This is a genomic window from Pseudonocardia sp. GCM10023141 (assembly GCF_042653605.1).
In genome coordinates, this window is record NZ_JBHSIR010000056.1 from 203,873 (window position 1) to 223,420 (window position 19,548).

Sequence of the window (19,548 nt, forward strand, 5' to 3'; positions counted from 1 at the left end):
ATTGCTCGCATGTCCCAGGTCATCACTGTCCACGAAGAAGTGGACGCCGACCGGGCGCTCCTGGGCAACAAGGGCGCCGGGTTGGTGCGCATGCTCGCATCCGGGCTGCGGGTGCCGCCCGCGTTCGTGATCACGACCGACGCGTGTCGCAGCTACCTCGCCACCGGGGCGTTGCCCGCCGGGCTGCTCTCGGCCGTCGACGGTGCGCTGGCCGAGCTCGAGGCCCGCCGCGGTCTGCGCCTGGGCGATCCGGAGGCGCCGTTGCTGCTGTCGGTGCGGTCCGGCGCGCCGGTGTCGATGCCCGGGATGATGGACACGGTGCTCGACCTGGGTGGCAGCGCGGCCACGCGCCCGGCGCTGGCCCGGCGCGGCGATCCGCGGTTCGCGCTGGACTCGCACCGGCGGTTCCTCGAATCCTTCGGCACGGTGGTGCTCGGCATCCCGCAGCAAGCGTTCGACGCCGTCCCCGACGGGGACCCCGAGATGCGGATCGCGGCGATCACCCGGCTGTGTGCCGAGCACGGTTTCGTCGACGACCCACGCGCACAGCTGCGGGTGGCGATCGAGGCCGTCTTCCGGTCCTGGAACAGCCCGCGCGCGCAGGCCTACCGCAGGCTGCAGGGCATCTCGGACGACCTGGGTACCGCGGTCGTCGTGCAGGCGATGGTGTTCGGCAACCTGGACGACCGCAGCGGAACGGGCGTGGTCTTCACCCGCGATCCCAACACGGGTGCGGCGGCGCTCTACGGCGACTTCCTGTTCCGGGCGCAGGGCGAGGACGTCGTCGCCGGGCGGCACGCGACGTTGCCGGTCGCGGTGCTCGCCGACCGGCTCCCGGACATCTGGGCGGAGCTGGGGCGGGTGCTGCGGGCGCTCGAGCGCCAGTCCCGGGAGATGCTCGACATCGAGTTCACCGTGGAGAGCGGCACCCTCTACGTGCTGCAGATGCGGTCGGGCAAGCGGGCCGCCGCGGCGGCCGTCCGGATCGCGGTGGAGCTGGCGCAGGAGGGCGTGATCGACCGCGCGGAGGCGGTGCGACGCATCGGCGCGGTGCACCTGGAGCGGCTGGCCCGCCCGCACCTGGACCCGCTGGGCGAGCACCACGTGCTGGCCACCGGGCTCGGCGCCTCGCCCGGCGTCGCGTCGGGCCGGATCTGCCTGACCGCCGACGACGTCGCCGATGTCGGCGACGAGGGCGCGGGCGTGGTGCTGACCCGGGCCGAGACCTCGCCGTCGGACGTGCACGGCATGGCGGTGGCCGACGGCATCCTCACCGCCACCGGCGGGCTGGTCAGCCATGCCGCCGTCGTAGCGCGCGACCTGGGCGTGCCGGCGGTCGTCGGGGTGGCGGGGATGGTCGTCGACGAGGCCGCCGGGTGCGTCCGGATCGGCGACGTCGTGCTGCGCGCCGGCGACGTCGTCACGATCGACGGGGCGTCCGGCGAGGTGGTGGCGGGCCGGGCCCGCACGGTGGCGCCCGCCGCGTGCCCGGAGCTGCAGACGCTGCTCGGGTGGGCCGACGAGCTGGCGGGCGGCGCTGCCGGTGGCTCGCCTGCCGCCCGGCTCGCGGCCGGACAGCGGGCACTGGAGCCGGTGCTGCAGGGTCGCTGACGGGAGGTCGGCTGCTCAGGGGCGCCAGTCGTGCACCTTCAGGTAGCCGCCCGCGTCCACCCGCAGCTGCATGCCGGTGACGAACCGGGACTCGTCAGAGGCCAGGTAGACCACGGCGTGGCTGACGTCCTCGGGCTGCACGTAGGGCACCGGCATGGCGTTCATCGACGGGAAGGAGGCCTCGGCCTCGGCGCGTGTCGGTGACTCCAGGTCGGGCCGGAACATCCGGTACATGCCCTCGTTGTGCAGCATCTCGGTGTCGGTGTTCGTCGGGTGCACGGCGTTCACGCGGATCTGCTCGGGCGCCAGCGCCGTTGCCAGGTCGTGGACGTAGCGGGCGAGCGACTGCTTGGCGAACTTGTAGCCCACCGAGCCGAGCCCGCCCGTGCCGGTGCTGCTGCGGGGGCGCAGCGCGGCGAGCGAGCCGGTGGCGATCACCGAGGCACCCGGTTCGAGGTGCGGCACCGTGGCGTGGAGGGTGTTGAGCACGCCGACGAGGTTGACGTCCACGGTGTCCATCAGCGCCTGGCGCCCGGTCCCGGTGCCGAGCGGGGCGATGCCGGCCTGGGCGATCACGACGTCGAGCCGGCCGAACTCGGCCAGCGCCGCCGCGACAGCCTCGCGCATGGCGGCGGGCTCGCGGACGTCGGCCGTCACGGTGAGGGCGCGCCTGCCCTGCTTCTCGACGAGCGCGGCCGTCTCGGCCAGCTCCACGGCGGTGCCGAGCGGGTAGGGCACCGAGTCGATGTCGGCGCACAGGTCGATCGCGACGATGTCGGCCCCCTCGCCTGCCAGCCGCACGGCGTGGCTGCGGCCCTGTCCGCGGGCCGCCCCGGTGATGAGGACGATCTTGTTCTCGACCCTGCCCATGCTGAAGCCTCCGTCGATTTCGGTATAACTTCAGTCTATATCGCCGCGGCGCCTACTCGAGCAGGTCGAGCACCGAGTGCGCGCCGGGGTCGGACAGCAGGTGGGCGTCGCCTGCCTCGAGGTGACGTCGCCACAGGTCCTCGGCGTCCTGCGCCGCACCCGCGGCGATGAGGTCGACGAGCCGGGCGTGCGCGCGATGGGCCGTGGCCAGCCCCTCGAGGGTGGCCTCCTCCGCGCCGTGCGCGGCGACGAACCGGTCGGCCTGGGCCTGGATGATGCGGTTGGCCACGGCGCTGAGGGCGTCGTAGGTGTGGCTGTCGGTGAGCTGCACGACGCGCTGGTGGAAGCGGCCGTGGGCGCGCGAGAGCGTGGCCGGGTCATCGATCGCGGCGGCCTCGTCGGCCAGAGCCGCGCGCAGCGCCTCGACGACGGCCGGGTCGGAGCGCTCGGCGAGCAGCCCGGCCGCGGGGGCTTCGAGCATCACGCGGGCGCGGTGCACGTCCTCGACGGTGGCGCCCTCGTACTGCAGCAGCAGTCCGATGTAGCGGGCCACCATCGGCACGGCGGGGGTGCGGATGCGGGCGCCGCCACCGGCGCCGCGGCGCACGACGACGAGCCCCTCGGACTCCAGGATGCGCAGCGCCTCGCGGACGGTGGTGCGCGCCACGGCCATCTCGGCCATGAGCTGGTCCTCGGGCGGCAGCGGATCACCCGCCTGCAGCTCGTGCGTGACGATCTTGCGCCGCAACGTGCGCGCGACGATCTCGGCGGCCTTCGGGAGCCGAACGGCCTCGAGCCTGGCTGGCATCCGCCGACCGTACCGGGTGATCTCAGTCGAAGTGGACATGGATGGCCCGCTCGGGGCATTCGGCCGCGCCCCGGAAGGCGGCCTCGCCCTGCTCGTCGGTGATGGTGAACTCCCCGGAGACGTTGTAGCCCAGGTCGTCGAGGGTGTAGATCTCCGGCGCCACGGCCACGCACCGCCCGTTGCCCTGGCAGGCCTCCCGGTTGACCCGCACGCGCATCGCATCCTCCATAATTCGATGGAAGTTATAGTGCTTTCACGGTACCGTCAACGCATGCCGCTCCGCGACGACAAGCAGCCGAACCATGCCGACGGCCGCGCCGACCCCGTGGCTACCGACTTCGCGGCCACCAGGCCCGACCACGTGCCGGCGGAGCTGGTCCGCGACTTCGACCATGTCATGGGCGCCGACTTCGCGCGCGACCCGTTCGCCGCGTTCCAGGAGGCGCGCCGCGACCGCGCGTTCTGGAGCCCGCACCACGGTGGCTACTGGGTGCTGACGCGGATGGCCGACATCCGCGAGGCGCTGCAGCACGCCGAGCTGTTCTCCAACTGGCCCACCGGCATCCCGGTGCACCCGAGCAGGCGCGAGCGCATGGTGCCGCTGGAGCTGGATCCGCCCGACCACACCGCGTACCGCCGCGTGCTCGCGCCGATGTTCGCCCCCAAGGCCGTGACGGCCCGGACCGCGGCGATCGACCGCACCTGCGAGCAGCTGGTCGACGGTCTGGCCGGCAAGGGCCGCTGCGACTTCATCGCCGAGTTCGCGCAGCCGTTCCCCACCACGGTCTTCACGAACATGCTCGGGCTCCCGGCCGCGGAGTCGGAGCGGTTCGTCGGGTGGAACAACGTGCTGCTGCACTCCCACGGCGATCCCGCCGCCCGCCGCCGGGCCGGTGACGACATCAACGCCTACCTGCGCGAGCTGATCGCGCAGCGCCGCGCCGAGCCGCGCGACGACCTCGTGTCGGCGCTGCTCGCGAGCCCCGTCGACGGGCGTCCGATCCGGGAGGACGAGGTCCAGAACCTCACGTTCATGCTGTTCGTGGCCGGGCTCGACACCGTGACCGCCGCGCTGTCGTTCATCTTCCGGTTCCTGGCCGAGCACCCCGACCACCGCGCGCAGCTCGTGGCCGACCCAGGCCTGATCCCGAGCGCGGTGGAGGAGCTGCTGCGCGTGCACGCGTTCATCAACCCGGCGCGCACCGTGACCCGCGACCTGGAGTTCGCGGGCGTCACGATGAGGGCGGGCGAGCGGCTGCTGGTGTCCACCAACCTGGCCAGCACCGATCCCGACGAGTTCCCCGACCCGCTGGTCGTCCGCTTCGACCGGCCCGGCAACCGCCACGTCGCGTTCGGTGCGGGTCCGCATCGCTGCGCGGGCTCGCACCTGGCCCGCGACGAGCTCGCCACGGCCGTCGCGACGTGGCACCGGCACATTCCCTCCTACGCCGTCGCCGACGGTCACCCGATCACCGTGCACGCCGGCGGGGCGATGGGGATCGACGCGCTGGAACTGGTGTGGTGACCGATCGGTCCACGCTCGACGAGCAGGCGTTCGCCGCGCAGCTGCGCGCGTTCCTGGGCGGGCACCACCCCGGTCCGACCCCGCGCGGTGCGGCGAAGCTGCCGTTCCTGCGCGCCTGGCAGGCCACGCTCACCGACGCCGGCTGGGTGGCGCCGGGCTGGCCGCGGCGCTGGGGCGGGATGGGCCTGCCCGTGGGGCTGCAGGCGGTGCACCACCGCGAGATGATGCTCGGCCGCGCGCCGGTGCCGCCCACCAACGCGGTCGGCATCGTGGGCCCCACGATCCTGGAGCACGGCACCGACGCGCAGCGCGAGCGCTACCTGCGCCCGATGCTGCGGGCCGACGAGCTGTGGTGTCAGGGCTTCTCCGAACCGGACGCCGGGTCGGACCTGGCGGCGTTGCGCACCCGCGCCGTCCTCGACGGCGACGCCTACCGCGTCACCGGCCGCAAGATCTGGACGTCCAACGCGCCGGTCGCACACCGGATGCTGCTGCTCGCGCGCACCGGCACCACGGCGTCGCGCTCGCGGGGCATCACCTGCCTCGTGCTCGACATGCACGCGCCCGGCGTCACGGTGTCGCCGCTGCGGGACATGACCGGGAGCACCTTCTTCGCCGAGGTCGCGCTGGACGATGTCGTGGTGCCCGTCGCCGACCGGGTCGGGGCGCACGACGACGGCTGGCGCAGCGCCCGCGCAACGCTCGGGCACGAGCGCTCCACGTCGCTCGCCGCCGCGGGCGTGCGTTACCAGCGGGTGGTGCGCGACCTCGTCGAGCTCGCGCGCGCCCGCGCCCGGCTCGGCTCGGCAGCCACCCGCCAGGAGCTCGCCCACCTCGTCACGGGCGCGCGGCTGCTCGAATGGGCCGGCGGGCGGGTACTCGGACAGGTGCTGCAGGGGCAGGCGCCGGGACCGGTCGCCTCCACGATCCGGTTGCAGCACGGCGTGTTCGAGCAGCGGCTGCACGCGCTGGCCGTCGAGCTGCTCGGCCCCGACGGCATGCTCGACGCCGCCGACCCGCGCCTGGAGCGCGACGGCCGGTGGGTGCGCGGATACCTCCGCACCAGGGCGTCGACGATCGGGGCCGGCACGGCCGAGATCCAGCGCACCACGATCGCCGAGAAGGTGCTGGGACTGCCAGCGGAGGAACACCTGTGACGACCATGTTCGCGTTCACCACCGAGCACGACGACCTGCGCGCCACGGTGCGGAGGTTCCTCGCCGACCGCTCGCCGGAGTCCGAGGTGCGCAGGTTGATGGAGACCGCCGACGGCTACGACCCGAGCGCGTGGTCGGTGCTGGCCGGTCAGCTGGGGCTGGCCGGGCTGCTGGTCCCGGAGCGGTTCGGCGGCGCCGGGTTCGGCGTCGTCGAGCTGCAGATCGTGGCCGAGGAGATGGGTCGCGCCCTGCTGTGCGCGCCGTTCCTGTCCTCGGCGGTGCTGGCCACTGCGGCGCTGCTGACCGCGGGTGACGACGCGGCGTGCGCGCAGCACCTGCCCGGCATGGCCGACGGCTCGACGATCGCGACGCTCGCCGTCACCGAGGGGGCCGGCAGCTGGGACGCCGCCGACGTCGGCACCCGGGCCGAGCCCTCAGGTGCGGGCCACGTGCTCACCGGCGAGAAGCTCTACGTCCTCGACGCCACGATCGCCGACCTGGTGCTCGTCGTCGCGCGCACGGACGCCGGGCCGGGCCTGTTCGCCACCACCGGCGGGCAGCGCACGCCGATGTCCACACTGGACGCCACCCGCAAGCAGGCCGGCATCGTCTTCGACGCCACGCCCGCCACGCTGATCGGCACCGACGGCGGCGCCGCCGCACCGCTGGCCGCGGCGCTCGACATCGGGGCCGCCGTGCTCGCCGCCGAGCAGGCGGGCGGCGCGCGGCGCGTGCTGGAGATGGCCGTGGACTACGCGTGCGTGCGCGAGCAGTTCGGCCGTCCCATCGGCTCCTACCAGGCGATCAAGCACAAGTGCGCCGACATGCTGCTCGAGGCGGAGTCGGCCACGTCGGCCGCCTATGCCGCGGGCTGGGCGCTCGACGACGCCACCGAGGAGAGCGGCGTGCTCGCGAGCATGGCCAAGGCCTACTGCTCCGAGGCCTACCACCACTGCGCTGCCGAGAACATCCAGATCCACGGCGGCATCGGCTTCACCTGGGAACATCCCGCGCACCTGTACTTCAAGCGCGCCACCAGCACGGAGATCCTGCTCGGCTCGCCGCGCCAGCACCGCGAGCTCCTCGCCCAGCGGCTCGGGTTCGGCGCGTGAACCGCGAGGAGGCGCAGCGGCTGGTCCCGAAGGCCACGACGTTCGTCGGCGACGGGTTCGTCGACGGCACCGGCGTCACGCGTGCCTACCGCCACCCCGGTGACGGCACGGCCTTCGCGGAGCCCGCACTCGGCGGCCCGGCCGAGGTGGACGCCGCCGTCGCCGCCGCGCGGGCCGCGCTGCCCGCGTGGCGGGCGCTGGCCCCTGGCGTGCGCCGGGACCTGCTGTTCGAGCTGGCGCGCACGATCCGCGCCAACGCCGGAGACCTCGCGGCGCTCGGCACGCTGGAGATGGGGATGCCGATCCGGGCGGCCGCCGCGGGCGCGGGGCAGGCGGCCGAGTGGTTCGCGCACCACGCGGGCTGGGCCGACAAGATCTACGGGGCGACGGCGCCGGTCGGGGCGGGCGTCCACGACTACATCGGGTACTCGCCGCGGGGCGTCGTCGGCGCGATCATCCCGTGGAACGGGCCGGTGGTGGCGCTGGCGCTCAAGGTCGCCCCGGCGCTCGCCGCGGGCAACTGCGTGGTGCTCAAGCCGTCGGAGCTGGCGCCCTTCGCCGCGCTGCACCTCGCCGGGCTGTTCGTCGCCGCGGGTCTCCCACCGGGTGTGTTCGGGGTCGTCGGCGGCGGCCCGGACGCGGGATCCCGGCTGGTCGCGCACCCGGACGTCGACATGGTCACCTTCACCGGCGGCAACGCGGCCGGTGCCGCGGTGGCGGCCGTGGCCGCGGCCCGGGGCGTCCCCGCGGTGCTCGAACTCGGTGGCAAGTCAGCGTCGCTGGTGTTCGACGACGCCGACCCGGCGCGGGTCGGCAAGCTCGCCGCGGTGCTGGGCTGCATCCAGAACAGCGGCCAGGGCTGCTTCCTGCCGACCCGGCTGCTCGTGCAGCGCGGCGTCTACGAGCCGGTGCTCGACGCCGTCCTCGCCACGGTCGCGAAGGCGCGCATCGGCGATCCGTTCGACCCGGCGACGTCGATGGGCCCAGTGGTCGACGAGGCCGCGGCGGCCCGGATCGAGGGGGTCATCCGCGGCGGGGGTGGCCGGCTGGTCGCGGGCGGCAGCCGCACCGGCGCGTTCGTGGCGCCCACGGTGTTCGCCGACGTCGACCCGGCGAGCGCGCTGGCGCAGGAGGAGGTGTTCGGCCCGGTGCTGGCCGTCACCCCGTTCGACGACGAGGACGAGGCCGTCGCGCTGGCCAACGGCACGCGCTTCGGCCTCGCCGGCTACGTCTGGACGCGCGACCTGTCGCGGGCACACCGCGTGGCCGACCGGCTCGACGCGGGCTACGTCAGCGTCAACGGGCTGGCCGGGTTGCCGCCCGCGGCGCCGTTCGGCGGTTGGAAGGCCAGCGGCAGCGGTGTCGAGGGCGGGCTCGCCGGCCTGCGGGAGTACCTGCGCACCAAGAACGTCCACGTCCAGCTGTAGGGAGATCGGCGTGCACACCGACCTGCTGGCGCTCGCCGCCGGGGACGACGAACGGGCCTTCGCGGTGAAGGTGCTGGAGTTCCTCGACGGCCACGCGCCGCGCCGCGTCACGGCCGAGGCGGCGTGGGGGAGCGGCCCGGAGAACCTGGCCCTGTTCCACGAGACGTCCGATGTGGAGGAGCGTCGCGAGGCCGATGCCGCGCGCGACTGGCAGCGCCTGCGCTGGGCCGCGGGCTTCGGCTGGATCACCGGCCCTCCCGAGTTCGGCGGCGCCGGGCTGCCCGTGGGGCACGATCGGCTCTACCGGTTACTGGAGGCGGCCTTCGCCGTGCCGGACCTGAACCCGATCCGGATCGGCGTGGGCACCGTCGGGCCCGCGATCGTCACGTTCGGCACCCCTGAGCAGGTGCGCACCTACGCCGCGGGGCTGCAGCGCGGCGACCTCATCGCGTGCCAGCTGTTCTCCGAGCCCGACGCCGGCTCCGACCTGGCCGGGGTCCGTACCCGCGCGGTGCGCGACGGCGACGGCTGGGTGGTGACCGGGCAGAAGGTCTGGACGTCCAACGCCACGTTCGCCGACGTCGGGCTCGCGCTCGTGCGCACCGACCCGGACGCGCCCAAGCACCGCGGCCTGACGATGTTCCTGGTGCCCATGGACGCGCCGGGCATCACCGTCCGGCCGCTGCGCCAGCTGACCGGCGGGGCCAGCTTCACGGAGGTGTTCCTCGACGGGGTGCGCCTGCCGGATGAGCTGCGCCTCGGCGACTCCGGGAGCGGCTGGCGCGTCGCCACCACCGCGCTGGCCGGGGAGCGCAAGGCCGTCGGGGACCGCTCGCACGAGATGACGGCCCGCGCGCTGAACCTGCTGCGCACCCTCGTCGACGAGGACCCGCTCGCCAGGGAGGACTGGGTGCGGCTCTACAGCAGGCTGCGCATCGCCCGGTTCCAGCAGCAGCGCCTGCAGAACCAGGGCGCCAGCGCGCTGGGCGGCGCCGAGCGGGCCGTCGACAAGCTCCTGCTCACCACGAACATGCGGCTGATCGGTGAGCTGGCGCAGGAGCTGCTCGGCCCCGCGTTCGCGGCCGACACGGGGGAATGGGGCACCTTCGGCTGGAACCGCTGGATGATGGGCGCGCTCGGCTACCGGATCGCCGGTGGCACCGAGGAGATCCTCAAGACGATGCTCGCCGAGCGGGTGTTGCTGTTGCCGAAGGAGCCCCGTTGAGCCCGTACGAGACGGTCCTGTTCGACGTGTCCGACCACGTCGCCACGATCACGCTGAACCGTCCGGAGGTGCTCAACGCGTTCGACCAGCGGATGCTCGACGAGTTCGCCGCGATCTGGAAGCGCTGCCGCGTCGACGACGACGTCCACGTGGTCGTGCTGCGCGCCGCGGGCGGGCGAGCGTTCTCCGCGGGTGTGGACCGCAAGGCGGGCCGCGAACGCCACCCCAACCCGTGGAGCGCCGATGACCCCGGCTTCTTCCTGGGCGCCAAGCAGAACCGGGTGTGGAAGCCGCTGCTGTGCGCCGTCAACGGGATGTGCGCGGGTGGGGCGTTCTACTGGGTCAACGAGGCCGACGTGGTGATCTGCTCGCCGGACGCCACGTTCTTCGACCCGCACACCACCTACGGCATGCTCTCGGCGCTCGAACCCGCTGCGCTCGCCCGGCGCGTCCCGTTCGGCGAGGCCATGCGCATCGCGCTGTTCGGGCTCGACGAGCGGATGGGTGCCGAGCGCGCCTACTCGATCGGGCTCGTCAGCGAGGTCGTGCCCGGCGGGGTCGAGGAGCTGTGGACCCGCGCCCACACCCTGGCGCTGCGGCTGGCCACCAAGCCGCCGCTGGCGGTGCAGGGCACGGTGAAGGCGGTCTGGGACTCGCTGTCGATGTCACCGCACGCCGCGCGCGAGATCCCGCTGATCTACCCGCAGCTGACGAACCCGACCAGCCAGACCGACTTCACCCCGGGGCCCCGGATCGAGCCGGAGATCCGCTGAGCGGGCCCACCCGGCTGAGATGAACGCCATGGGGCTGGCTCACCTTGCCAGGCCCCATCACGTTCATCTCAGCGGTATTGTCGGAACGCCCGCGCGGCGGCGCCTGCTCGGGGCATGCCGCCCGTCGTGTCGAGTGCGTCGCTCCGACCGGCCGTGCCGGGATGGCCCGTGGCGTTCCGCGGGTCGCTGGCGGTGGCCTCCGGGCTCGTCACCTGGGATGTCCTGCGTGGTCCGCGATACGTCCGGCAGTTTCCGGACGTCTACGTGGCACGAACCGATGAGCAGGCGCGACTTGACCTCCGATCCCACGCCGCCTACCGGTTGGTCGAGGGCCGCGGTGTGTTGTCGGGCTACTCGGCGGCCGAGGTGCTGGGCGTCTCCTGCGCCGCAGAGGGCGCGCCGGCAGAGGTCACGGTGCCGGGCGGTGGGCAGCGCGCTCATCCGGGGTTGCTGGTGCGCCGCAACGAGTTGGCACCTGGTGAGATCCGGCAGATCGGCAGTCTGCGGACCACCACGGCGTTGCGGACGGCGTTCGACCTGGCTCTGCAGCCCGATCTCACGGAGGCCGTGGTCGCGGTGGACGCGCTGGCCGACAAGGGTCGGTTCAGCCCCGACCTGCTGCTGCATTTCGCGGTGCACTGTCCGCGCACGAGGAACAAGTCGCGGCTGGCGACGGTGTTGGCGCACGCAAGCCCCTACGCCGGTTCACCGATGGAGTCGCGTCTGCGCATGCTCCTGGTCCTCGCCGGCCTGCCCCGGCCCCGGGTGCAGTGGATGGTGCAGGACGAGCACGCGCGTACCGCGATCTGGCTGGACCTGGCGTACCCGGAGCAGCGGGTGGGGATCGAGTACGAGGGCGGTGACCATGTCACGCCCGAGGTGGTGCTGCGGGACGCGGGTCGCTACACGCGCCTGGTCGATCGGGGGTGGCGGATCTACCGCTACCCGAAGTACGACGTGTACGGCGAGCCAGAGCGCATCGTCGGCGAGGTGGCTCGCGCTCTGCAACGCCTGAGATGAACGTCATCGGTGCTCGTCCGGCCGAGGCCCACCACGTACATCTCACCCGTCGAAACCGACGGGCTACTGGACACGAGCGGCCTGTGGCGCCGCTCACCCCTCAAGCGCTATATTAGCCACCGATTTAATCGGCAGCGAGGGATGGGGATCCGATGGCTGAGGCACTGTCGCTCACGGCCTACCAGGAACAGCTCGACGACGAGATGTGCACCTGGCCGACCGTCCCCACGCTGTTCACGCGGGCCAACGCCGTGGACCAGTGGCCCCGCCCGCTCACCCCGCTGACGCAGGACCTCATCGCGGTGCCGCAGGAGCGCGGGCTCGACCGCGCCTTCGCCGACGAGCTGGGCACTGCGCCCAAGAGCGAGCCGTGGACGTGGAACGGCGTGTTCTACGGGTGGTTCACCTACGGCGTCACCCCGGCCGCGGACATGGCTGACAACCTGCCCGGCTACTCCCGGGCGGCGGTCTACGCCGACTACTTCGGCGTCACCGAGGATCCCGACGCGCCGGCGCAGAAGGCGGCCGGGGGCAGCATCCTGGCCGTCGCCGGGGTCGGCAAGAACTTCGTCTCGGTGATGCGCAACTACCCCAAGCGCGCCACCGCGTTCACGGCGCAGGCGCGCGAGCAGCTGGCGAAGGACCTGGCCACGGACTGGGCCACCGAGCCCGACGGCGTGCTGGCCGCCCGGCTGCGCGGCCACTGCGCCGAGCACATCGCGATGCGGGCGCCGCACGTCGAGGCGAGCGTGATCTCCGCGCCGCTGTTCCAGAACGTCAGCGATGCCGTGCGCAAGCTCGATCCCGAGAACGGGCCGGCGCTGGTCACCGAGGCGCTGTCCGGACTGGGCGGCATCCACCTGCGCGAGGCGACCCGCGCGATGGGCGCGGTGGCGCGCGGCGAGATGACCCGCGAGGCGTTCCTCGACGAGTACGGGTTCCGCGGCACCAACGAGTTCGAGCTCGCCGCCCACCCGTGGCGCGAGGACCCCGCCACGCTGGACCGGCTGATCGCCGCTGCCGGCGCCGCGCGCGTCGACGCGACCGTGGAGCGCCGCGACGCCGCGCGGGCGCGGATCAAGAAGCTGGCCGGCTGGCGGTGGGCGCTGCTGGGCAAGGTCTTCGGGATGCTCGAGACGCACATGCGCTGGCGGGAGAACGGCAAGGTCCCCGCCGCGATGGCCACGCACTCGATGCGGCTGATCAGCCGGGAGGCGGGCAGGCGGCTGGCCGAGCGCGGCCGCATCTCCGACGCCGACGACATCTGGTTCCTGCGGCTCGACGAGCTCGTCGGCGAGCTGTCGCAGCGGCCCGCGGCAGAGGTCCAGGAGTCGGTGAAGCGGCGCAGGCGCACCCACGAGCTGGCCGCAGACCTGCCGCTGCCGGAGATGCTCGACGTCCGGCCGGGGCTCGTGGAGGAGATCGGTGCGGCCCGCTGGAAGGCGATGGGGGTGCTGCCGCCCGCGCCCCCGGCCGCGGACGGCGGCCTGTCCGGCGTCGGTGGCTCGCCGGGCGCGGTCACCGGGCGCGCCCGGATCGTCGACGACCCCAACGCGGTGGAGATCGAGGAGGGTGACGTGCTGGTCGCCCGCGGCACCGACTCCGCGTGGACGCCGCTGTTCTTCCAGGCCGCCGCGGTGGTGGTCGACGTCGGCGGGCCGATGTCGCACTCCGCGATCGCGGCGCGCGAGGTGGGCATCCCGTGCGTGGTCAACGTGAAGACCGGCACGACCCGGATCCGGGAGGGGCAGTCGATCACCGTGGACGGGAGCGCGGGCACCGTCACACTCCACTGACCCATAATTCGTGATTACATGTATCGATTTATGGGAACGGGGAGGCGACGATGACTGCAGCACCGGCCGAGACGGAGGCCGAGTTCGGCCGGCTCACGAGCGCGGGCGTGGCGAAGTTCCGGGAGAAGATCGGCCTGGACTGGGCCTACGACCGGTGGACCACCTGGAACGAGGAGGCCACGCGCGACGGCATCCGGCACTACGCGTTCGGGTTCGGCGACGACAACCCGCTCTACGTCGACCCCGGGCACGGTGCGCGCAGCCGCTGGGGCGGCATCATCGCCCCGCCCGGGTTCCTGGAGGGCGCCGGCCTGACCCCGGCGATCCCGCGGCGACCCGAGGACAGGGGGCGCGGCAAGGGGGCGCTCTCGGGTGTCCACATGTTCTGGGCGGGTGACCACACGCGCTACTTCAACCCGGTGCGCGAGGGCGACCGGCTCTGGGTGCGGCGCTTCTACGTCGACATCCAGGAGAAGGAGTCGCGCTTCGGCGGCACCTCGGCCGTCTCGGTGCGCCGCCGCGTCTACTGGAACGACCGCGGCGAGCTCATCGCGATCTGGGACGCCGACTTCGTGCACACCGAGCGCGACGCCGCGGCCAAGCGCAACACTGCGAAGATCGCGACGCCCCAGCACATCTACACCTCCGACGAGCTGCTCGTCGTCGACGAGCACTACGCGCGGGAGACGGTCCGGGGTGCCGAGCCCCGCTACGTCGAGGACGTCGAGGTGGGCGAGGCGTTCGAGCCCCGCTACCGCGGCCCCCTGATCACCGGTGACGTCATCGCGTGGCTGCAGGGCAACGGGCGCAGCGAGATCTACCCGTACCGGCTCGGCTACCAGAACCGGCAGCGGATGGGGGGCTTCTACTCCCGCAACGGCGACGGGGCCTGGGACTCGGCGATGCGCGTGCACTGGGACGACGGGTACGCCCAGTCGGTGGGCGCCCGGCGCGCGTATGACTACGGGATGCTGCGCAACGCGTGGATGATGCAGGTGATCACCGACTGGATGGGGGACGACGCCGTGCTCGTCGCCGTCGACGACCGGATCACCGGGTTCAACGTCCTCGGCGACCTGACCAGGCTCACGGGCACCGTCGCGGCGATCGACACCACGGGGGAGTGGCCCGAGGTGGTCTGCGAGGTGCAGTGCACCAACCAGCTCGACGAGAACACCGCGCGCGGCACCCTGCGCGTGCGGTTGCCCTCGCGCGAGCGCGGCCTGCCCGCGTTCCCGGCCCCGCCCGCCGACCACGGCCTGCTGGAGGGGATGGCGGAGCCGACGGAGGGCCCGTGGGCCCGGTGAACCTCCCGCCTGCCGCCCAGTTCGTCGCAGGCGACTGGCGCGCGGGCACGGGCGCCGTGGAGACCGTGCTCGAACCCGCCACCGGCAGGCCGCTGGGCGACGTGGCCGGGGCCGGCGCCGCTGACGTCGACGCGGCGCTGGCGGGGGCCCGGACGGCCGCCGACACGGGTCCGTGGGCGCGGGCCACACCGCGCGAGCGCAGCGAGGCGCTGTACCGGCTGCACGGCGTGCTCACCGGCTGGACCGAGCGGCTCGTCGAGATCGTGGTGGCCGAGACCGGCTGCCCGGTGGGGCTGACCCGCGGCCAGCAGGTGGGCCTGCCGCTGCGCCACCTCGAGCACTGGGCCGAGGCGGCCCGCCGGCCGCAGCTGAGCGGGCGCCCGCCGGTGCTGACCCCGCGCAGCGACGGCACCACGATGCTCGGCAGCTGGGCCGTGCGCCGCGAGCCGTACGGGGTGGTCGCCGCGATCACGCCGTACAACTTCCCGCTGCTCGAGAACATCATGAAGATCGGTCCCGCGCTCGCGGCCGGCAACTCGGTGGTGCTCAAGCCGTCGCCGCTCACGCCGTACTCGGCGCTGGTGCTGGCCGCGGCCGCCCAGGACGCGGGCCTGCCGGCCGGCGTGCTCAGCGTCATCACCGGGGGCGCCGACACCGGCGCGGCGCTCACCACCGACCCGCGCGTCGACCTCGTCAGCTTCACCGGCTCCGACGCCGTGGGCGCGGCCATCCTCGCCGCCGCGGCACCGCGCACGACGAAGGTGCTGCTGGAGCTGGGCGGCAAGTCGGCGCTGATCGTGCGGGCCGACGCCGACGTCGAGCTGGCCGCCCGGATCGGCGTCCAGAACATCACCACCCACGCCGGGCAGGGCTGCGCGCTGGCCACCCGCCACCTCGTGCACCACCGCGTGCGTACCGCATATCTCGACCGCGTGCGCGCGCTGCTCGACGCCACCGTCGTCGGGGACCCGTGGGACGCCGCCACGGGGATGGGTCCGCTGATCCGGGCCGCCGCGGTGGAGCGTGTGGCGGGTCACGTCGACCGGGCCGTCGCCGCGGGGGCCACGGTGGTGTCGGGCGGGGAGCGGCCCGTCGAAGCGGTAGGCGGGTTCTACTACCGCCCCACGATCCTGTCCGATGTGGACAACTCGTGGCCGGTGGCGCAGCAGGAGATCTTCGGGCCGGTCGGGGTCGTCATCGGGTTCGGCGACGACGACGAGGCCGTCGCGATCGCCAACGACAGCCCGTACGGCCTGGCCGGGCACGTCGTCTCCGCCGATGCCGGGGGCGCCTTCGCGCTCGCGTGCCGGCTGCGCACCGGCACCGTCGACATCAACGGCGGTCCCGGCTACACGAACCCGGGCGTGCCCTTCGGCGGCTACAAGCGATCGGGGCTGGGCCGCGAGAACGGCAGCGAGGGGCTCGACGAGTACACGCAACTCAAGACGATCAAGTACCACGGGGGCTGAGCGACATCGTGACCAGGCAACCGGGAGGTTCGCTGGCGCACCTGCTGCGCTGGCGCGTCGAGGAGGCGCCCGACCGCGGGTTCCTGCACGTCGAGGACGACGGTCCGTGGACCTACGCGCAGCTCGCGGCGGCCGCGGTGGCGCTCGGGCGCCGGTTGGACGGGGTGGCAGCGGGTGATCGCGTCGTGGTGCGGGTCGGCAACGACGAGCGCTTCCTGCCGGCGGCCACGGCCGTCTGGTGCCGGGGTGGGGCGGTCGTGGCGATGCACCCGGCGGCGCCCGCCGAGGAGGTGGTGCGCGTCGTCGCGGCGATGGGTGCGCGGCTGGTGGTAGGTGACCCGGGGGATCCGGCCGCGGGGGCCGTGCCCTTCGTGGCGTTCGACCGGTTCCCCTCGCGCGACACCACGGACGCCGACCTTCTCGCACCGCCCGCGGCCGACGTGGGGGGCGAGCCCGCGCTCGTCCTGCTCACCTCCGGCTCCACCGGCGAGCCCAAGGGCGTGGTGCTCACCCACGACAACGCCTGGTCGAACCTGCGCGCCACCGTCTCGGCGTTCCGCAGTGACACGAGCCCCACCCCGCTGGCGCCGGAGGACAAGCCGCCCAACCTCATCGCCAACCCGCTGTCGCACACCGCGGGTGTGGTGCGGCTGCTGTTCGCGCTCTACGTGGGGCGGCGCGTGGCGCTGCTGCGCAAGTTCGACGGTCATGCCACCAAGCGGCTGCTCGACCGCCACGGCATCGACAACCTGACGATCAACCCGGCGATGCTGCGCATCCTGCTCGACTCCCTCGCACCGGGGGAGGACCTCGGGCGCGTCCGCTACGTCTCGTCCGGCACCGCGCCGCTGACGGCCGCGCTGCGTGAGGAGTTCGAGGAGCGCTTCGGCGTGCCCGTCCTGCAGGCGTACGGGCAGACGGAGGCGTTCGGCGGCATCAGCATCGAGAACGCGCGCGACGTGCTCGCCGGGCGGCGCCGTCCGGGCTCTGTGGGGCGGCCGCTGCCGGGCGTGGAGCTGCGCCTGGTCACCGGCGACGGCACCGACGCACCGGCGGGCGGCGAGGGTGAGATCCGGGTGCGCAGCCGCTCGGCGACGTCGGGGTACCTCGGCGCGGAGTCGACCAGCCCGCTCGACGCCGACGGCTGGCTGCGCACCGGCGACGTCGGACGCCTCGACGCCGACGGCTACCTCTACATCACCGGCCGGATCAAGAACATCATCATCTGCGGCGGGTTCAACGTGGTGCCCGAGGAGGTCGAGGCGGCGCTGGGCGCCGACCCCGCCGTCCGGGAGGCCGTGGTGCTCGGCCTCCCCGACGAGCGGCTCGGCGAGATCCCGGTGGCGCTGGTGGAGGCCACGGCCACCGCCGCGACGGTGCTGGCCACCGTCGCGCCGCGGCTGGCGCCGTACAAGCGACCGCGGCGGGTGTTCGTCGTCGACGCGCTGCCCAGGGTGCCCAACGGCAAGATCGACCGGCCGGGGGCGATGGCGATGGTCCGCGCGCTGGTGGGGGTCGGTCTGCTCGCACACACCGCAACATCGCCGCACACACCGTAGAAGGTGTGTGCGGGGACGCTGCGGTGTGTGCGAGCGGGTCAGTCGTCCAGCTCCGGGCGCCACTCGCGGATGGCGTCGTCGAGGCGGCCGCTGCGCAGGTCGTCGAGCGCTGTGGCGTAGCCGATCTCGACCGCCTGCGTCAGCATCTCCATCACCTCGGCGGGCGCGTCGAGGTAGCCCGACCCCGACCAGGCGCTCGCCGCTGCCGTCGACGCCTCCTGCGCATCCTCGCTGCGCACCGTCTGCTCGTGCAGCACCGCGACGGCCTCGATCCAGCCGTTGATCACTTCAGGGGAAACGTCGCTCACCCGAGAAGTATCCAGACCTGCGACGACGTGGCTGAAGCGGCCTATGTGGTCGGGCCGGTCGGATCGGTCGGGTCGGGCGAATCCACACCGAGCGAGCTGCGGACGCTCAGCACGTGGTGGCGCGCCGCGGCCTCGGCGAGGTCGGTGTCCCCGATCTCGATCGCCCGGATCAGGTCGTGGTGCTGCGACCACGCCGCAGGCCGTCGCAGCGGTGCCCGCTGGCGCAGCAGCCACTCCCCGCGCTTGACCATGGGCAGCGCGATCGCGATCAGGTAGGCGTTGCCGGTCATCTCGAAGATCAGCGAGTGCAGCTCGGTGTGCAGCTCCGACAGCTCGTCGAGGGTGCGCTCCGGCTCCTCGTCGGCCACCAGGTCCAGGATGGCGCGCATGCGGTCGAGGTGATCCTTCGACCGCGCACCGGCGGCGAGCCGAGCACCGAGCGGCTCGAGCGCGAGCCGGACGGCGAACAGGTCGGTGGCCTTCTGCGGCGACAGCGACGCCACGAACGAGCCGCGGCGCGCGGTGGTGTCGATGAAGCCCTCGGCCTCCAGCGCGCGGATCGCCTCGCGGACCGGGTTGCGCGAGACCCCCAGCACCTCGGCGAGCCGGTCCTCGATCAGCCGCTCACCAGGGGCGAACGTGCCGTCGAGGATGAGACGGCGCAGCTGCGCGGCCGCCATTGAGCGCAGCGTTTCCGTGGACACTCAGATCTCGAGGTCCAGCACGGTGCTGGTGTTGACGGTCTCCTTGAGCCGCTGGTGCACGGCATCGAGGTGTTCGCGCCAGTGCCGCGCGGCCTCGCGGGCGGCGCCGGCCTCGATGAGGTCGACCACGCGCGAGTGGTGGTCGAGCAGCCCCGCCGCCTGCGACGGGATCTGCTTCTCCAGCCGGTCGATGTTGTGGCGCTCCATCGGCACGTCGAGCAGGCCGGTGAGCAGCTCCGCGAACAGCGTCAGCGAGCGGTTGCCGGTGAGCTCGACGAGCTGCACGTGGAACCGGGCCCCGATCCGGCGCACCTCCGCCGCGTCGGTCTGCCGCTGGGCATCGGCGATGGAGCTGCGCAGCTCCGCGATGGCGGCGGCGTCGAGCGTGCCGGCGATGTCGGCGACGGCCGCCGGTTCGAGCAGCAGGCGCGCGGTGTGCACGTCGTCGAGGGTGGCGCCCTGGAACAGCAGCAGGTTGTTGAGGTAGCGCCCCGCGGTGGCGGTGGCGGGCCTGCTGACGCGGGTGCCGCCGTTGCGGCCGCGATGGATGCGGACCAGATCCTCGTTCTCGAGGATCCGCAGCGCCTGCCGCAACGTCGGGCGCGACACGCCGAGCTCGGTCATGAGCTTGAGCTCGGGCGGGAACAGCTCGCCCTCGACACGTTCGCCCAGCACGATCTGGCGGCGCAGCTGGGCCGCGACGAGCTCGGCGGCCTTCGGCACCTGAACGGCGGCCGCACCGGCCGTCGCCGGTTCCGGCATGGCTGCTCCCCTCGGGTACGCGGACGTGCGTCCGATCATTCTACGAGCGAATGGGACGGTTTCCCCGCACCGGCTCGCCGCGGATGGCGACGGCCGATAATTCATTGTAACTTCT

18 protein-coding genes are annotated in these 19,548 nt (G+C 73.4%); 12 read left to right on the forward strand and 6 right to left on the reverse strand.

The annotated features are described in order from the left end of the window. Positions 1–9 precede the first annotated feature (9 nt). Positions 10–1,611 (forward strand): pyruvate, phosphate dikinase, encoded by a 1,602-nt coding sequence (locus ACFPFQ_RS32865; RefSeq protein WP_379625879.1) that lies wholly within the window; start codon positions 10–12, stop codon positions 1,609–1,611. Positions 1,612–1,626: 15 nt separating this feature from the next. Here ACFPFQ_RS32865 and ACFPFQ_RS32870 read toward each other — a convergent pair whose 3' ends face one another. Genes ACFPFQ_RS32870 through ACFPFQ_RS32880 form a run of 3 tightly spaced genes read right to left on the reverse strand, consistent with a single transcriptional unit; the run spans position 1,627 to position 3,506 of the window. Then, positions 1,627–2,481 (reverse strand): mycofactocin-coupled SDR family oxidoreductase, encoded by an 855-nt coding sequence (locus ACFPFQ_RS32870; protein WP_379625881.1) that lies wholly within the window; start codon positions 2,479–2,481, stop codon positions 1,627–1,629. A gap of 52 nt (positions 2,482–2,533) precedes the next feature. Further along, positions 2,534–3,289, reverse strand: coding sequence for a FadR/GntR family transcriptional regulator (locus tag ACFPFQ_RS32875; RefSeq protein WP_379625883.1), 756 nt, complete (start codon positions 3,287–3,289; stop codon positions 2,534–2,536). 22 nt (positions 3,290–3,311) lie between these two features. Further along, positions 3,312–3,506, reverse strand: coding sequence for a ferredoxin (locus ACFPFQ_RS32880; protein ID WP_379625885.1), 195 nt, complete (start codon positions 3,504–3,506; stop codon positions 3,312–3,314). A 54-nt stretch (positions 3,507–3,560) separates the two neighbouring features. On the opposite strand from ACFPFQ_RS32880, the gene ACFPFQ_RS32885 reads away from it, so the two are divergent. The 11 genes from ACFPFQ_RS32885 to ACFPFQ_RS32935 all read left to right on the forward strand — a co-directional run bounded on the left by ACFPFQ_RS32885 (position 3,561) and on the right by ACFPFQ_RS32935 (position 17,659). Next, positions 3,561–4,814: a cytochrome P450 gene (locus tag ACFPFQ_RS32885; protein ID WP_379625887.1), complete on the forward strand. Its 1,254-nt coding sequence runs from the start codon at positions 3,561–3,563 to the stop codon at positions 4,812–4,814. Continuing rightward, a complete protein-coding gene (locus ACFPFQ_RS32890) occupies positions 4,811–5,971 on the forward strand; it encodes an acyl-CoA dehydrogenase family protein (protein WP_379625888.1) in 1,161 nt (386 codons plus the stop codon). The genes ACFPFQ_RS32885 and ACFPFQ_RS32890 overlap by 4 nt, the downstream gene beginning before the upstream one ends. A gap of 5 nt (positions 5,972–5,976) precedes the next feature. Beyond that, positions 5,977–7,083: an acyl-CoA dehydrogenase family protein gene (locus ACFPFQ_RS32895; RefSeq protein WP_379625956.1), complete on the forward strand. Its 1,107-nt coding sequence runs from the start codon at positions 5,977–5,979 to the stop codon at positions 7,081–7,083. Then, a complete protein-coding gene (locus ACFPFQ_RS32900) occupies positions 7,080–8,510 on the forward strand; it encodes an aldehyde dehydrogenase family protein (protein WP_379625890.1) in 1,431 nt (476 codons plus the stop codon). Before ACFPFQ_RS32895 ends, ACFPFQ_RS32900 begins: the two co-directional genes overlap by 4 nt. Before the next feature lie 10 nt (positions 8,511–8,520). Further along, positions 8,521–9,735, forward strand: a complete 1,215-nt coding sequence (locus ACFPFQ_RS32905) for an acyl-CoA dehydrogenase family protein (protein WP_379625892.1) — start codon at positions 8,521–8,523, stop codon at positions 9,733–9,735. Then, positions 9,732–10,508, forward strand: a complete 777-nt coding sequence (locus ACFPFQ_RS32910) for an enoyl-CoA hydratase/isomerase family protein (protein ID WP_379625894.1) — start codon at positions 9,732–9,734, stop codon at positions 10,506–10,508. The genes ACFPFQ_RS32905 and ACFPFQ_RS32910 overlap by 4 nt, the downstream gene beginning before the upstream one ends. 168 nt (positions 10,509–10,676) lie before the next feature. Beyond that, the gene (locus tag ACFPFQ_RS32915; RefSeq protein ID WP_379625896.1) at positions 10,677–11,528 is read left to right on the forward strand and encodes an endonuclease domain-containing protein; all 852 of its coding nucleotides are present in this window, start codon (positions 10,677–10,679) and stop codon (positions 11,526–11,528) included. Positions 11,529–11,680: 152 nt separating this feature from the next. Beyond that, entirely contained in the window at positions 11,681–13,324 is a 1,644-nt protein-coding gene (locus ACFPFQ_RS32920) for a PEP-utilizing enzyme (RefSeq protein WP_379625897.1), read from the forward strand. Positions 13,325–13,374: 50 nt separating this feature from the next. Further along, positions 13,375–14,631, forward strand: a complete 1,257-nt coding sequence (locus tag ACFPFQ_RS32925) for an FAS1-like dehydratase domain-containing protein (protein ID WP_379625899.1) — start codon at positions 13,375–13,377, stop codon at positions 14,629–14,631. Beyond that, the gene (locus ACFPFQ_RS32930) at positions 14,619–16,100 is read left to right on the forward strand and encodes an aldehyde dehydrogenase family protein (RefSeq protein ID WP_379625901.1); all 1,482 of its coding nucleotides are present in this window, start codon (positions 14,619–14,621) and stop codon (positions 16,098–16,100) included. Before ACFPFQ_RS32925 ends, ACFPFQ_RS32930 begins: the two co-directional genes overlap by 13 nt. 8 nt (positions 16,101–16,108) lie before the next feature. Continuing rightward, positions 16,109–17,659, forward strand: a complete 1,551-nt coding sequence (locus ACFPFQ_RS32935) for a class I adenylate-forming enzyme family protein (RefSeq protein ID WP_379625903.1) — start codon at positions 16,109–16,111, stop codon at positions 17,657–17,659. A 38-nt stretch (positions 17,660–17,697) separates the two neighbouring features. Here ACFPFQ_RS32935 and ACFPFQ_RS32940 read toward each other — a convergent pair whose 3' ends face one another. Genes ACFPFQ_RS32940 through ACFPFQ_RS32950 form a run of 3 tightly spaced genes read right to left on the reverse strand, consistent with a single transcriptional unit; the run spans position 17,698 to position 19,433 of the window. Then, entirely contained in the window at positions 17,698–17,967 is a 270-nt protein-coding gene (locus ACFPFQ_RS32940; protein WP_379625905.1) for a hypothetical protein, read from the reverse strand. 41 nt (positions 17,968–18,008) lie between these two features. Further along, entirely contained in the window at positions 18,009–18,671 is a 663-nt protein-coding gene (locus ACFPFQ_RS32945) for a GntR family transcriptional regulator (RefSeq protein ID WP_379625907.1), read from the reverse strand. Then, the gene (locus ACFPFQ_RS32950; protein ID WP_379625909.1) at positions 18,672–19,433 is read right to left on the reverse strand and encodes a FadR/GntR family transcriptional regulator; all 762 of its coding nucleotides are present in this window, start codon (positions 19,431–19,433) and stop codon (positions 18,672–18,674) included. Positions 19,434–19,548 lie beyond the last annotated feature (115 nt).